Genomic DNA, 14,032 nt, shown 5'->3' with positions numbered 1-14,032 from the left:
AAGCGGCCGTTCTTGGACGCCGGCCCGCGCTGCCCACACCCTTGGTGGCATGGACATCAGAAGCGCGATCGCCGCCGAACGCCGGGAATTCGCAGACGTGTTGGACGGCCTGTCCGCCGAGCAGTGGGACGCGCCCTCCCTGTGCGCCGGGTGGCGGGTGCGGGAGGTCGCGGCCCATATGTCGCTGGGCTTCCGCTACTCCGTCCCCCAGGTGGTCTGGCAACTCGTCAAGGCGCGCGGCGGCCTCCACCGGATGACCGACCGGTGCGCGCGTGAGGACGCGGCCCGCTTCGCACCGCGCGAGCTCGCGAACTTCCTCCGGGACAACGCGCACCACCCCTGGACGCCGCCGGTCGGCGGCTTCGAGTCGGCGCTGGGGCACGACGTCGTCCACGGCCTGGACATCACGGTCGCGCTCGGCCTCGACCGGCGGGTGCCCGAGGACCGGGTGCGGGTGCTGCTGGAGAACGCGACGCCCAAGAGCGCGAAGTTCTTCGGCGCGGACGTGGCGGGGGTCGAGCTGCGGGCGGTGGACCTCGACTGGTCCTTCGGGGCCGGAGCCCCGGTGTCCGGCACGGCGCAGGACCTGCTCCTGCTCCTCTTCGGCCGCAAGCTCCCGCCCGGCCGTCTCCAGGAGGGCGCCCCGGCCCGCTTCACGGCCGCGCAGGCCGGCCCGGCCGCCTGAACCGGCGGACCGTGAGCCGGCAGACATACAGCACCACGCACGCCGCCGAGCCGATCGCCGTCCAGTCGCCTGTACGTACATACGGGCTCGTGCCCCGCGCCAGCGGGAGTTCGTAGACCTCTGACGTACTGCGGTCGGTGCCGAGGCGGTGGCCCACGGTCCGGCCGCGGGCGTCGGTCGCCGTACTGACTCCCGTCAAGGTCGCATGGACCATCGGGCGCCAGCTCTCGGCCGCGCGGAAGGAGGCGAGGGAGGCGTGCTGCTCCGGGGCCCAGCTGTGCTGGAAGGTGGAGGTCGAGGACTGGGCGACGAGCACGTCGGCACCGTCGGCCGCCAGCTTCCGGCTCATGTCCGGGAACGCCGTCTCGAAGCACACCAACGGCCCGATCCGCACCGTGCCCTGACGTGTGGTCACCTTCATCACCACCTGGTGGGTGCCGCGCCTGCGGTCCTCGCCCGCCGCCTTGCCCACGGACGTGGCCCAGCCGAGGAGCGAGCGCGCCGGTACGTACTCCCCGAACGGCACCAGCCGCATCTTGTCGTAGCGGTCGCCCGTGGGCCCGTCCGGCCCGACCAGCACGGAGCTCTTGAAGATGCCGGGCCGGTCCGAGCCCCGCGCGTCCACGTTCACCAGCAGATCGGCGCCGACCGTACGGGACAGCGCGGCCAGCCGGTCGCGCAGGCCGGCGCCGCGGCCGAGGTCCTCGCCGACGCTGCTCTCGCCCCACACCACGAGGTCCACGTGTTCTCCCGCCAGTTGGCGGGTGAGCTCCTCCTCGCGGTCGAAGCGCCGCTGCGGGCTCAGGATGCCGGAGACGACCCCCGGCTGGACGACGGCGATCCGCACGCTGCCCGCGCTCCGCGGCTCAGGGGCCCACAGCCATACGGCAGTTACGCAGAGTGCGCACACCAGCACCCCCGCGAGACCGACGGCCGGCCCGCTCGTACGTACGCCAAGCGGCCGAATCATCAACGTGACAGCGGTGTTCAGCGCCACCAGGAGGAAACTAACCAGCCAGATCCCGCCCACCGAAGCGACCTTCAAAGCGGGTGCGACCTGCCACTGACTCGCCCCGAACACCCCCCATGGCCCTCCCAAATACTCCCAGGAGCGGGCAAGTTCGACCATCAACCAGCCGGACGGCACGAGGGCGAGAGCGGCCAGCGCCCGGCCTGTCCCAGGTGAGCCGCTCAGCAGCCGGTGTGTGAGCAGGCCCCACGGGGCCCACAGCAGCCCCAGCAGCGCGGCCAGCACCAGAATGAAGATATGGAGGCTCGGTAGCAGCCAGTGATGGACGGCCAGCAGGAAGCCCGCGCCGCCGAGCCAGCCCTCGAACGCCGCCCGGCGGCCGTCGGCGGCCGAGCGGAGCAGCATCAGCCACGGCACAAGGGCCACATAGGCAAGCCACCACCACGCCGGCACCGGGAATGTCAGCGCCGGCAGGGCGCCCACCAGGACCGCAGCGACGGCGCGCGGCCGGGGGCGGGTGAGAAGAGCGGCGCGCCGCTCGGCCGACGGTGTCATCGCCATCCCGTGCCTCCCTTGTGCTCGACGGCCCTCCGGCTCCGGAGATCGTCGATCGTTCGTCCGTCCTACGCGTGCGCGAGTTCCGGCCATCCCGGGGATCTTCGAACAGTGCAGGCCGCTCGGGAAAAAACCCCGACAACGACGCGCAATATTCAACCGTTCCTACCCACCTGGAAAATGCCTTTGGCTCGATTCGATCAAAAACGGTCCAGTGTGAACCTTGCGTCCCACGCTGGAAAGGTGTGAGCGGGTATGTGCAGCGGGTTATCCGTGGTCCACCATGGGCAGGTAACCGCGCAAAAGTGGACAGGAACGCTGTGAGTCGGCCCGGGGAGGCGGCGTGACAGGCGTGCGAGACCGCATCGCAGTACAGCCTTTGGAGAGCATGCCCTTCTACTGCCCGATACCGCCGGCCGCGCATCCCCGCCTCCGGGAGATCGACGACGCCTCGGTGGACTGGATGCTCGAACGGGAGCTCGACACCCCGCCCCACCAGCGGCAGCGTCTCGTCCGGTGCGACTTCGGCGGCCTGACCGCCAGGACCATGCCCTACGGCCAGACCGGCCCGCTGGGCGTGGTCGCGAAGCTGCACTCGGTGCTCTTCTCCCTCGACGACGCGGTCTGCGACGAGGCGGGTGCGACGGCTCACGGCCTGGCCCATGTGACCTCACGCATCATGCGCGTCCTGGAGGCACCCACGCCGCAGTGGCCGGACGACACCCCCCACGCGGCCGCACTTCGCGCCATCCGCACGGAGCTGGTCGAGCACGCCACACCCCGCCAGCTACGGCGCTGGACCGAGGGCATGCGCACCTATCTGTCCGGTCTGGTGTGGGAAGCGGCCTGCCGCCGTGACCGGGCGCTGCCGTCCCTCAGCGACTACGCCGCGATGTGGATGCGCGCGATCGGGATGGCCCCGTCCACGGCCCTCATGGACGTGGCGGGCGGCTACGACCTCAACGACCACGACCTCGACCGGCCCGAGGTCCGGGCCCTCACCGAGATGACCTGGACCCTCGTGGCCTGGGACAACGACTTCTACTCACGGAACAAGGAGATCCAGCGGGCCGGTGACAACCTCAACCTGATCGACGTCCTCGCCCAGGAGCGGGACTGCGAGCCCGCCCGCGCCCAGGAGGAGGCCATGGCGATGCGCGACCGCGTCATGACCCTCTTCCTGCGCTTACGCGATCAGCTCTGGCCGCGGGCCGGGGTCGAGCTGCGCTGCTATCTGGTGGCCCTGGCGCACTTCGTCCGGGGCCACCTCGACTGGGCCTCGGCGTGCGCCCGCTACGCCGACCCGTACGGCGCGGCCGTCGCCCGGTGGTGGAAGTCCGAACCCTCGGACGACAGCCTGGCACCGCTGCCCGTCCCCTCCATCGCCTGGTGGTGGGAACAGCTGGAGACCGATCCCTATCCGCGCCGCAGCCAGCTCCTGAACGACCGCCACCACGACCACGACCCGCGCGACGCCGGGGCCTGGGCCGGGGGAGCGGGCGTGGCCACCGGCTGCACCGGCTGAACGACCCGGTCCGACCCCGTCGGACCGGGATCCCCGGTCTCCTCCGGCGGGGCCGGGGCCCGGGGCGTGAACTTGGCGGGCAGCTCCAGCAGATGACGGGACATCAGTGCCGAGGAGTACCTCAGCTCGGACTCCTCCACCGCCAGCGTGAGGTCGGGCAGCCGCAGGAGCAGCGCGTCGATGCTCGTGTCGGCGATCGCCCGGCCCACGTCCTGGCCCGGGCACTCGTGCTGGCCTCCGCTGAAGGCCAGGTGCGAGCGGTTGCCGTGGATGGGGGTGTCCGGGTCGGGGCGGACCACCGTGTCCATGTTGGCGGCGGCCAGCCCCAGCACCAGGGCGTCACCCTGTTTGATGTGCTGCCCGGCCAGCTCGGTGTCCTGGGTGGCCCAGCGGCCGAGGATGGTGATGAACGGCGGCTCGTCCCACAGCACCTGCTCCACCGCGTCCGGCAGGGTCATGTGACCGCCGGCGAGCGAGGCCCGGAAGCGGACGTCGGTGAGCACCATCTTCAGCGTGTTGGCGATGAGGTTCGCCGTGGTCTCGTACGCCGCGATCAGCACCAGCCGCAGGTGCTGCATCACCTCGTCGTCCGTCAGCCCCGAGGGGTGTTCCAGCAGCCAGCTGGTGAAGTCGGCGCCTGGCTCCACGTGCTTGCGGGCCACGAGCTTGCGGAGCGTCTCCAGCACGAACTCGTTGCTGGCGACGGCCGTCTCGGTCCCCTTGATCATGTCCCGGGCGGCATTGACCAGTTGCGGGCTGTACGCCTCCGGCATGCCGAGCAACTGCGTCATCGCCATCATCGGCAGCTGCTCGGCGAACTGGTGCACCAGGTCCGTGCGGCCCGACCGGCAGAACCGGTCCACCAGCTCGTTGGAGAACCGGGTGACGTACCGCCGGATCCCGCGCCTGTCGAAGCGCGCGATGCTGTCGTTGACCGCGCCGCGCCAGCGCTCGTGCTGCTGGCCGTCGGCGAAGACGCAGATGGGCTGCCAGGTGGCGATCGGCGCCAGCGGGTGCTCGGGGGTGAGCCGGCCCTCCCGCGACTCCCGCCAGAGCCGGGCGTCGCGGGAGAACCGCGAGGGGGTGCGGGCCACGTCCAGGTTCTCGCGGTAGCCGAGGACCAGCCAGGCGGGGAGGTCGCCGTGCAGCAGGACGGGCGCCACCTGGCCGTGCTCCTTGCGGAGCCGCTCGTACAGCCCCATGGGGTTGCTCTCGGCCTCCGGCCCGTAGAGCCGCGTGACGCCGCCCGGGCCGTGGGCCGCCGGGCACTGGGGGGGAGGCGCGACGGCAGCGTCGGCGCGGGAGTGTTCTGGGGGGAGGTTCACTGGGGCTCCGGGGAGACGGTCGTGAGGGTGTAGAGATAGCGCATGAGGGTGAGCAGGGTGTCGCGGCAGGACGCCCGGTCCCGGGCGTCGCACTCGACCATGGGCACGGAATCGTCGAGGTCCATCGCGGCCCGCAGCTGGGCCATGGGGTAGGTGGGGGCCTCGGGGAAGCGGTTGACGCCGACGACGAACGGCACGCCGCGCTCCTCCAGCCGGCCGATCACGTCATAACTGACCTCCAGCCGCCGGGTGTCGAGCAGCACCACCGCGCCGAGGGCCCCCTCGAAGAGGCCGTTCCACAGGAACCAGAAGCGCTCCTGGCCGGGGGTGCCGAACAGATACAGCACCAGCTGCTCGTTGATGCTGATCCGGCCGAAGTCCATGGCCACGGTGGTCTCGGTCTTGTGCTCGATGCCGGCGAGGTCGTCGACGCCGACCCCGGCCTGGGTCATCGTCTCCTCGGTGGTCAGCGGACGGATCTCGCTGACCGCCCCCACCAGGGTCGTCTTGCCGACCCCGAACCCGCCGACGATGACGACCTTGACGGCCGCGGTGGCCGAGGCCGGCAGGACGTCCTCGCTGCGTGGCCCCGCGTGGGTGTCGGAGCCGCGAGCGTCAGAGCCTTTGCAGTCCATTCATCACCGCCTCCAGAAGTTGGACGTCGGGCAGCGCGGCCGCCGGCACCGGCGGCCGGGCGTCCACCTGGCTGCCGGCCAGCAGCTCCGTGAGCAGCAGCGTCAGCGTGCTGACGGGCAGCTCCAGATAGGCCGATATCTCGGCGACCGACAGGGGGTAGTCGCACATCCTGACAATGGCGGCGTGCTCGGGCTGGAGCCCCGGATCGGTCTCCGTCCGGGACACGATCAGCGTCACCAGGTCGAGCTCCGCCTTCTTCTCCGCGCGCGTCTGACCGCCAGTGAGGATGTACAGCCGGTCCGGACTGCCTGGCGCCGTCGCGGGGTCGGGTCCGGCGCCGTTCATGTCATGGACCCACTGACCCGCGGCGGGCTGGTGAGGTGCGAGCCGATGCGGGCCACCAGGTCCCGCATCCGCATGCCCATCAGTTCGGCGTCGACGTCGTCGTCGGCCAGCACCGCCAGGAAGGCTCCGGCCCCGGCGGCCATCAGATAGAAGAATCCGCCGTCGACCTCGATGACGACCAGGCGCATCTGCCCGTCCCCGTGCGGGAATTCCGCGGCGATGGCCGTCGAGAGACTCTGCAGACCGGCACAGGCGGCGGCGAGGCGGTCCGCGGCATCCGGATCCGTGCCGTGCTGAGCCATGCGCAGGCCGTCCGAGGACAGCACGATCACGTGGCGGGTCTGCGGAACACTGGTTGCCAGGTCCTTGAGCATCCAGTCCATGTTGAACCGCGGCTGCGTCACTTGGCTACTCTTCCTTGTCTGATGGGGTGTCACTGTCCGGCCGGGTGGCGTCCGGCTCCGGGAGCTCCCCGTTGAGTCCTCTGGTGAAGGCGCCCAGCCACATGCCGGGCTGCTTGGGGGGTTCCTCCTGGTCGGCCTGCCGGACCGGCCGCGCGGTCTCGGCCCGTTCCCGCTCCCGTTCCCGCTGGGCGGCCGCCGCCCGGCCGAAGGGGAGCGGCGCGGGGCCGCGGCGCCGACGGCGCTGGGGCAGCCCGCTGTCCCCGAGCGGCGGGGGCACGAGGTGCTCCATCATCGGCGGCGGTGCCTCGGGGCCGGGCGCGGGGATCTTCTGGCCGGGCCGCCGCTTGGACTTGAAGGGGGGAAGCTTGGGGGCGCGCGCGATGTCGCCGCCGGGGTGCTTGCTCGCGGTGATCAGGTCCATGGGGATGACCAGCACCGCGCGCACGCCGCCGTAGGCGGAAGGCCGCAGCGACACCAGGAAGTTGTAGTCGCGGGCGAGCCTGCTGACCACCGCCAGGCCCAGCCGCGGCGCCTCGCCGAGGTCGTCCAGGTCCAGGGCGCCCTCGCGGTTGAGCACCCGGTCGGTCCGGCGGCGGGCCTCGTCGGTCAGGCCGACGCCGGCGTCCTCGATCTCCACCGCGATGCCGGACTGGATGTCGACGGCGGTGAGGTGCACCCGGGTCTGCGGGGGCGAGTAGCGGGTGGCGTTGTCCAGCAGCTCGGCCAGCGCGTGGATCACGGGCTCGACGGCGGCCCCGACCACGGCGACGTCCGCCACCGAGTGCAGGTCGACCCGCCGGTACTCCAGGATCCGCGACATGGCGCCGCGCAGGACGTTGTAGAGGGGGATCTCGTTCTTCCACTGGCGGCCGGGGCGGGAGCCGCCCAGCACCGCGATGCTGTCCGCGAGCCTGCCGGTCAGGGCGTTGCCGTGGTCGAGGTGGAGCAGATCGCCGAAGACATCCGGGTCGTTGCCGTGCTTGTGCTCCATCTCCCGGATGTCGTAGGCCTGTTGGTGGACGATGGCCTGCACCCGGCGGGCGATGTTGACGAAGGCGCGCTGCGCGGAGTCGCGCAGCCCCTCCTCGGCCTGCACCGCCTCGATCACGGACCTCAGCACCGAGCGGTGCGCGGTCGCGTACCCCGGCTCCAGGTCGTGGGCCGGCAGGGTGTGGCGCAGGACGACCTCGGTCGGCTCCCCCCGCTGGAGCAGACGGATCGCCTTGGGCAGCAGCTCCTTGGCCAACCGCCGTGTCTCCGCCTCGTGTTCGTCGAGCTGGTGGCGGAGCGTGGCCTCCTGCTCGGAGCACCGGCGGCGCAGCGCGGCGATCACCCGGCCCCGCCGGGCGGCCTCCGAGGCGGCCAGCGCCACCGCCACCGTGGCGACGGATCCGCACCAGGCCACCGGTGCGCGGGCGTCCGGCGTCACGGCGAAAACCGCCGCTCCCGTGCATACCGCCAGCACCAATGGGGAGATCAGCCATATCAGCGCGGAGACGGGCCGCCGTTGAACAGACGAACCGGTACCAACCATCGAGATCCTCGGAACTTATCGGAAGGCGTGGGTGCCGGAGCGCAGCGTTCTCCATGACCTGTGAGAACGGCGGCAGCACAGCACTTGTCCGCAGCGTGTCGTGGTCGTCACGACCCGTTGCGCGTCTGGAGCGTAGCCTGTCGCGCGCCGCTCCCGTGTGAAGTTGTCATATTCGCTGATTGGCCTGACGAGAGAATTCGAAAGCCTTCATAATGCCCTGCGAGGCAAATTCCGAAAGTGCTTCCGAATTACCTGAATAAAATTTCGATCGGTTTCGGACGTCATGTTCAAGCCGGTACCGGCTCCGGCCTGAAGGTCACGCTCCCGAGTGGTGCCTCTGCCGAACGCTGCCCCTGGTCCTGCGGACGGGGTTAGGCTCGCCCCACCACATCCTCCGGGGAGACAACGCCATGTCAGGGCCTCAGAGTGAACAGAACGCATCCGCCGCCCTGTTCGAGCGTGAGCTCGAGCTCAATACCGCGGTGCAGGCCGTGCACCGCTTGTGCGGGCACGTCGAAGAAGGGAGGACACGGCTCGGTGGCCTGCTGCTCTACAGCGGCAAAGCGGGCCTCGGCAAAACGGCCTTGCTGACCGAGGTCCGGCGGTACGCCGCGGAGAGCTGCCGGTGCACCGTGCTCTTCGCCCGCGGCAGCGAGCCCGCGCAGTCCGTCCCGTTCAACGTCGTGCGGCAGCTGGTCCAGCCGCTCCTCGCCGGGATGTCGGCGGACGCGCGCAAGGAGCTGCTCAGCGGCTGGTACGACATCGCCGGCCCGGCGCTCGGCATCGCCCCGCCGATCGGGCCGCAGGACCCCCAGGGCGTCCGCGACGGACTCGACTGGCTCATCACCCAACTCGCCGCCATCCACGAGTCGGTGATCCTCGTCATCGACGACGCGCACTGGGCCGACGCCGAGTCGCTGGCCTGGCTGACCTCCTTCGCCGCGCGGCTGAGCGAGACGCCGATGCTCGCGGTCATCGCCTACCGCCCGGCCGAACTGCCCGAGCACACACCGGCGTTCCGCGATCTGGTGGAGGGCCGCTCCTCCCGGCCCGTCGCGCTGCGGCCCCTGACGCCCGACGCCGTCGCCCGGTTGGTGCACAGGTCCTACGGCGACAAGGCCGACGCCCCGTTCTGCCGTGAGGTCTGGGCGGTCACCGGCGGCAATCCCTACGAGGCCGTCGAGCTGATCGCCAAGTCCCGCGACCGCGAGCTGAAACCGGTCGAGGAGTCCGCCTCCCTCCTGCGCGACCTCGGCGCGGAGACCCGGGGCAGCGGTCTGGTGAGCGCCGTCGAGCAGCTCGGCGCCCCGGTCCTGCGGTTCGCGTTCGCCTCGGCCGTCCTCGGCACCGAGATCTCGCCGACCATGGCGGCGAACCTCGCCGCCATGGGCCCCGCGCAGGCCGACGAGTGCGCGGACAAGCTGCGCGAGGCCCGTATCCTCAACGGCGCCGACCGCCTGGAGTTCGTCCACCCGCTGATCGCCACCGCCTTCTACCGGGCGATCCCGGCGGCCACCCGCACGGCGATGCACGGCCAGGCCGCCTGGGCGGTCACCGACGCCGGACAGGGCGCGGCCGCGGCCTCCCGCCACCTGCTGGAGGTCCACCCGGACGACGACGCCGAGCTGGTCGCACAGCTGCGGGTGGCGGCCCGCGAGCACCTCGCCGTCGGCGCCCCCGACGCGGCCCGCCGCTGTCTGGAGCGCGCGCTGCACGAGCCCCCGCCCGAGGAGGAGCGGGCCTCGCTGCTCTACGAACTGGGCTGCGCCACCCTGCTGACGTCACCGCCCACCACCGTCAACCACCTCAGGATGGCGCTCGCCCTGCCGCACCTCACCGACGAGCTGCGGGTCGACGCCACCTTCCGGCTCTCCCAGGCCTACGCCCACAACAACCAGCTCCAGGAAGCGGCGCAAGTGGTCGCCTCACAGGCCGAGCACACCCCGCCGGGTCCGGGCAGGATGCGGCTCCAGGCCGCGCACTATCTGTGGCAGGGCATCCAGGTCGAGGAGAAGGACTCCCAGGGCCGGTCGCGGCGGATCGCCGAGCTCGCCGACCACCTCCCCGGCCGGGACAACTCCGAGCGCGCGCTGCTCGCGCTCCGCGCCTTCGACGGCATGATCCGCAGCGAGGACGCCGTCCACGTCGTCGAACTCCTCGACCGCATCATGGTGGACGGGCGGCTGCCCAAGGGCCTGGACTGGACGAACAGCCAGTGGGGCTTCGAGCTCCCCAGCATGATCGGTATCACCTACGCCTACGCCGACCGGCTCGACCGCGCGGAGGAGCTCTTCAGCGAGGCCGTGCACGACTTCGAGCTCTCCGGCTGGCGCGGCGCCCACCTCGCGTTCGCCCACCACTTCCTCGGCCTGGCACACCGGCGCCGCGGCGAGCTGGTGGAGGCCGAGAAGCTGATCCGCAACGGGCTCAAGCTGGCCGCCCGCCTCGGCCCCGGCCTGCCCATCCAGTGGGACGGCACCTGCCTGCTGATCGACACCCTGCTGGCGCGCGGTCAGGTCGAGGCCGCGCAGGTCGTCGCCGAGGAGAACGGATTCCGCGCGCCCTACTCACCGGCGATCGTCATCCCGGACGCCGCCTGTCTGGCCGGTCGGCTCCTGCTCGCCCGGGGCCGCACCAAGGAGGCCGTCGCCGAACTGGAGGCGGCGGGCCGCAGGCTGGATGAGCGCGGCAGGCACCACACCCTCTGGGCGCCGTGGGCCTTCGACCTGGCCGACGCGATCGCGCCCGAGGACCCCGAGCGCGCCCGGTCGCTCGTGGACCAAGCGCTGCGGCACGCCGCCCGGTTCGGCACCGACACCGCCGTCGGCGAGGCGCTGCGCCGGTCGGCCTCGGTGTGCGAGCCGGCCGAGGCACTGGTGAAGCTCGACCAGGCCGTGACCCACCTCCGCAGGTCGCCGTGTGTGTACGAGTTCGCGGCCGCGCTGGTCGACCACGGTGTGGCGCTGCGCAGGGCGGGCCGTGCCGAGGAGGCCGCCGAGCGGTTCCGTGAGGGGCTGGACCTGGCCGAGAAGTGCGGCGCGGACGGCCTGGTCGAGACGGTCCGCGTCGAGACCGAACTGGCCGCCGCTCCTGAGGAGGTGGAGTCGACGGTGACAGCGCAGGGGTGAGCCCGGCGGGGGAGCGCGTCAGGAGGCGCGGCGGCCCGTCTTCTTCGCGGCGGCCTTCTTCGTTCCCTTGCCGGTGGATCCCGTGGAGGCGGTGCTCTTGGCGGTGTTCTTCGCCGTGGCCTTTCCGGCCCGGGAAGAGGCCGCCGAGGGCGCCGCCTTCTTGGCGGCCGCCCGCTTCCCCGTGTCCGGCTTCTTCGCCGGGGCCCGCGCCGCCTTCCGGGCGGGCCCGGCTCTCCCCGGTCCCTCCGCGGGCTTCTTCGCGGCCGTGTCGATGGACGCCTGCAGAGCCGCCATCAGGTCGATGACGTTGTCCGGCGCGGGAGCCGTGTCCTTCCTGGACGGCGCGGGCCTGTCGGAGAGGTGGGCCGAGATGAGCTCGCCGAGGGCGACCTCGTACTCGTCCTCCAGCCCGTCGAGGTCGAAGTCCTCGGACAGCGTGTCCATCAGACTCGTGGCCATCTTCAGCTCCTGCGGCCGTACGGTCACCGAGCCGGGCGGGGCCAGGCCCGCGCTGTCGCGGATCTCGTCGGGCCAGTACATCGTGTGGAGGGTCAGCAGCTCGCCGTGGACCCGCAGCAGCGCCAGCGACTCCCGGGTGCGCAGCGCGATCTTGGTCACGGCGACCCGGTCGGTCTGCTTGAGGGTCTCGCGCAGCAGGACGTACGGCTTGTTCGCCGCGGCGCTCTCCGGGGCCAGGTAGTAGGAGCTCGTCAGCTGGAGCGGGTCGATGCGGCCCGCGTCGACGAACGCCAGGACGTCGATGAGCTTCTTGCTGGGCAGCGGCAGTCCCGCCAGCTCCTCCTGGGTGACGACGGCGGTGTGGCCCTCGTCGTCCTCGAAGCCCTTGGCGATGTGCTCGTAGTCGACCTGCTCGCCGCAGGCGTCGCAGACCCGCTTCAGGTGGATCCGCCCGCCGTCCGCGTCGTGGACCTGGTGCAGCTTGACGCCGTGCTCCTGGACCGCGGCGTAGAGCCGTACCGGCACCGAGACCAGCCCGAAGCCGATCGCACCCTTCCACATGGTTCGCATAGTTTTTTCCCTCCGAGGGGAATTCCTACCTTATGCCCGCATCTTCGGAGAGGCAGGCGGTGGAGATCGAGGGGCACCGGCTCGCCCTCACCCACCTCGACCGCGTCCTCTTCCCCGCCACGGGGCACACCAAGGCCCAAGTGCTGCGCTACTACGCCGAGGTCGCCGCGGTGATGGTGCCCCACACCGCCGGCCGCCCGGCGTCCTTCGTCCGCGCGCCCGAGGGGCCGGAGGGCCAGTCCTGGATCGCCAAGAACCCGCCCGGCGGGGCGCCCGGCTGGGTGCGCCTCGTCCCGGTGGAACACCGCGAAGGGGTCACCGAGCAGGTCGTCGTCGACTCCACCGCCGCCCTGATCGCCATGGCCAACCTCGGGGCGTACGAGTTCCACGTGCCCCAGTGGACGGCCGCCGCCGGGCCCGGCGCGCACGACCGCCTCGTCCTCGACCTCGACCCCGGGCCGGGCGCCGACCTGGTCGTCTGCTGCCGCGTCGCCCAGCGGCTGCGCCAGCTCCTCGACGACGACGGCCTCACCGCCCACGCCGTCGTCTCCGGCTCCAAGGGCCTGCACCTCTACGCCCCGCTGCACCCCGCCCCGGGGCGTACGGTCTCCGCCTACGCCAAGGAACTGGCCGCCCGCATGATGGGCGAACACCCCGGTCTTGTCGTGGTCTCCATGGCCCGCGTGGAGCGCCGGGGCAAGGTGCTCATCGACTGGTCGCAGAACGCGAGCGCCAAGACCACGGCCGCGCCCTACACCGTCCGGCTGCGCGACCGGCCCGGCGTGGCAGCCCCGGTCACCTGGGACGAGGTCGCGGCCTGCCGCGATCCGGGCGCGCTCGCCTTCACCCCCGAGCAGGTCCTGGACCGCGTCGCCGACTACGGGGACCTGCTGGCCCCGCTCACCGGCGACGCCACACGCGCCGCGCTGCCCTGACGGTCACCCCAGCCGGGTCAGGTCCGGGCGCAGCCGGTGCCAGACGGGGTGCCGCAGGTGGCCCGCGGGGGTCCAGCCGGAGAACGTGATCTCGGCGACCAGCTTGGGCTCGACCCAGTGCGCGGCCGGTACGTCCACCGGGCTCGCGAAGGGCGGGCCGGGGCGCGCGAGCACCTCCAGATAGCGGGCGAGCTCCCGCCGCTCCCGCTCGGACAGGCCGGAGCCCACGGAGCCGACGCAGCGCAGCCCGGCCGGCTCCTGAAGACCGACCAGGACGGCGCCGGGCAGCCCGGTGAGCATGCCGCGGCCCTCCGTCCAGCCGCCGATGATCACGTCGACGGTGTTCACGTGCTTGGTCTTGCGCCATTCGGGTGAGCGGACGCCCGGGGTGTAGGGCGAGGCCAGCCGTTTGGCGACGACGCCCTCGTAGCCCGCCTTCAAGGTGGCCTGCCACGCCCTCCGCCCGTGCCCCTCCATGTGGGCGGGCACCGAACAGTGCGGCCCGCCCAGGCCCAGCGCGGCGAGGGTGTCCCGGCGGTCGCGGTAGGGGGTGGCCAGCAGGGGCCGGCCGTTGAGGAACATGACGTCGAACAGCATCAGATGGACGGGGTACTCCATGGCCAGCTGTGCCGCGCGGCGCGGGTTCAGCACGCCCATCCGGCGCTGCAACAGCCCGAAGTCCGGCTGCCCCTGGGCGTTGAGCACCACCACCTCGCCGTCGAGGACCGCGGCCCGGCGCCGGAACCGCTCGCCGAGCGCGCGCAGCTCGGGATAGGTGACGGTCGCGTCGTTGCCCGCGCGTGTGACCAGCCGCAGGCTCCCGTCGCCGGGCGCCTCGACCACGCACCGCACGCCGTCCCACTTGACCTCGAAGGCCCACTCGGCGTCGTCGCCCTTGGCCGGCAGCGGGGCGGACGTGGCGAGCATCGGCTGGATCGCGGGGATGGGGGCGCCCATGTCT

General features: G+C 72.0%; 12 protein-coding genes. 4 read left to right on the top strand and 8 right to left on the bottom strand.

Annotated features, from left to right (window positions below; all coding sequences use genetic code 11):
- Nucleotides 1–49: 49 nt before the first annotated feature.
- A complete protein-coding gene (locus AB0435_RS11915; RefSeq protein WP_366002665.1) occupies nt 50–685 on the top strand; it encodes a maleylpyruvate isomerase family mycothiol-dependent enzyme in 636 nt (211 codons plus the stop codon).
- Here the strand turns inward: AB0435_RS11915 and lnt are convergent.
- Nucleotides 654–2,210, bottom strand: coding sequence for an apolipoprotein N-acyltransferase (gene lnt / locus AB0435_RS11910; RefSeq protein ID WP_366426798.1), 1,557 nt, complete (start codon nt 2,208–2,210; stop codon nt 654–656). The genes AB0435_RS11915 and lnt overlap by 32 nt on opposite strands.
- A 343-nt stretch (nt 2,211–2,553) precedes the next feature.
- Here lnt and AB0435_RS11905 point away from each other — a divergent pair, with 343 nt between their 5' ends.
- Nucleotides 2,554–3,735: a hypothetical protein gene (locus AB0435_RS11905; RefSeq protein ID WP_366002664.1), complete on the top strand. Its 1,182-nt coding sequence runs from the start codon at nt 2,554–2,556 to the stop codon at nt 3,733–3,735.
- On the opposite strand, the gene AB0435_RS11900 is transcribed toward AB0435_RS11905, so the two are convergent.
- The 5 genes from AB0435_RS11900 to AB0435_RS11880 are packed head-to-tail and all read right to left on the bottom strand — an operon-like array spanning nt 3,627 to nt 7,979.
- Nucleotides 3,627–5,060: a cytochrome P450 gene (locus AB0435_RS11900; protein WP_366002663.1), complete on the bottom strand. Its 1,434-nt coding sequence runs from the start codon at nt 5,058–5,060 to the stop codon at nt 3,627–3,629. The genes AB0435_RS11905 and AB0435_RS11900 overlap by 109 nt on opposite strands.
- Complete coding sequence (locus tag AB0435_RS11895) at nt 5,057–5,695, bottom strand: ATP/GTP-binding protein (protein ID WP_366002662.1); 639 nt, start codon at nt 5,693–5,695, stop codon at nt 5,057–5,059. The genes AB0435_RS11900 and AB0435_RS11895 overlap by 4 nt, the downstream gene beginning before the upstream one ends.
- The gene (locus tag AB0435_RS11890; RefSeq protein WP_366426793.1) at nt 5,676–6,041 is read right to left on the bottom strand and encodes a DUF742 domain-containing protein; all 366 of its coding nucleotides are present in this window, start codon (nt 6,039–6,041) and stop codon (nt 5,676–5,678) included. Before AB0435_RS11890 ends, AB0435_RS11895 begins: the two co-directional genes overlap by 20 nt.
- Nucleotides 6,038–6,445: a roadblock/LC7 domain-containing protein gene (locus AB0435_RS11885; RefSeq protein ID WP_361534179.1), complete on the bottom strand. Its 408-nt coding sequence runs from the start codon at nt 6,443–6,445 to the stop codon at nt 6,038–6,040. Before AB0435_RS11885 ends, AB0435_RS11890 begins: the two co-directional genes overlap by 4 nt.
- A gap of 4 nt (nt 6,446–6,449) precedes the next feature.
- Complete coding sequence (locus AB0435_RS11880) at nt 6,450–7,979, bottom strand: ATP-binding protein (RefSeq protein ID WP_366002660.1); 1,530 nt, start codon at nt 7,977–7,979, stop codon at nt 6,450–6,452.
- A gap of 410 nt (nt 7,980–8,389) precedes the next feature.
- Here AB0435_RS11880 and AB0435_RS11875 point away from each other — a divergent pair, with 410 nt between their 5' ends.
- Nucleotides 8,390–11,107: an AAA family ATPase gene (locus AB0435_RS11875; RefSeq protein ID WP_366426792.1), complete on the top strand. Its 2,718-nt coding sequence runs from the start codon at nt 8,390–8,392 to the stop codon at nt 11,105–11,107.
- An 18-nt stretch (nt 11,108–11,125) separates the two neighbouring features.
- On the opposite strand, the gene AB0435_RS11870 is transcribed toward AB0435_RS11875, so the two are convergent.
- The gene (locus tag AB0435_RS11870; protein WP_366002658.1) at nt 11,126–12,136 is read right to left on the bottom strand and encodes a Ku protein; all 1,011 of its coding nucleotides are present in this window, start codon (nt 12,134–12,136) and stop codon (nt 11,126–11,128) included.
- 32 nt (nt 12,137–12,168) lie between these two features.
- On the opposite strand from AB0435_RS11870, the gene ligD (AB0435_RS11865) reads away from it, so the two are divergent.
- Nucleotides 12,169–13,071, top strand: coding sequence for a non-homologous end-joining DNA ligase (gene ligD / locus AB0435_RS11865; protein ID WP_366002657.1), 903 nt, complete (start codon nt 12,169–12,171; stop codon nt 13,069–13,071).
- Nucleotides 13,072–13,074: 3 nt separating this feature from the next.
- On the opposite strand, the gene ligD (AB0435_RS11860) is transcribed toward ligD (AB0435_RS11865), so the two are convergent.
- Nucleotides 13,075–14,028 carry a non-homologous end-joining DNA ligase gene (gene ligD, locus AB0435_RS11860; protein WP_366002656.1) on the bottom strand — a complete coding sequence of 318 codons (954 nt, stop codon included), beginning with the start codon at nt 14,026–14,028 and terminating at the stop codon, nt 13,075–13,077.
- Nucleotides 14,029–14,032 lie beyond the last annotated feature (4 nt).

The sequence above is a fragment of the Streptomyces sp. NPDC051173 genome, assembly GCF_040689515.1.
Lineage (GTDB): Bacteria > Actinomycetota > Actinomycetes > Streptomycetales > Streptomycetaceae > Streptomyces.
Note: the sequence above shows the minus strand (reverse complement) of the source record. Positions and strands in the feature narration are given on the sequence as shown.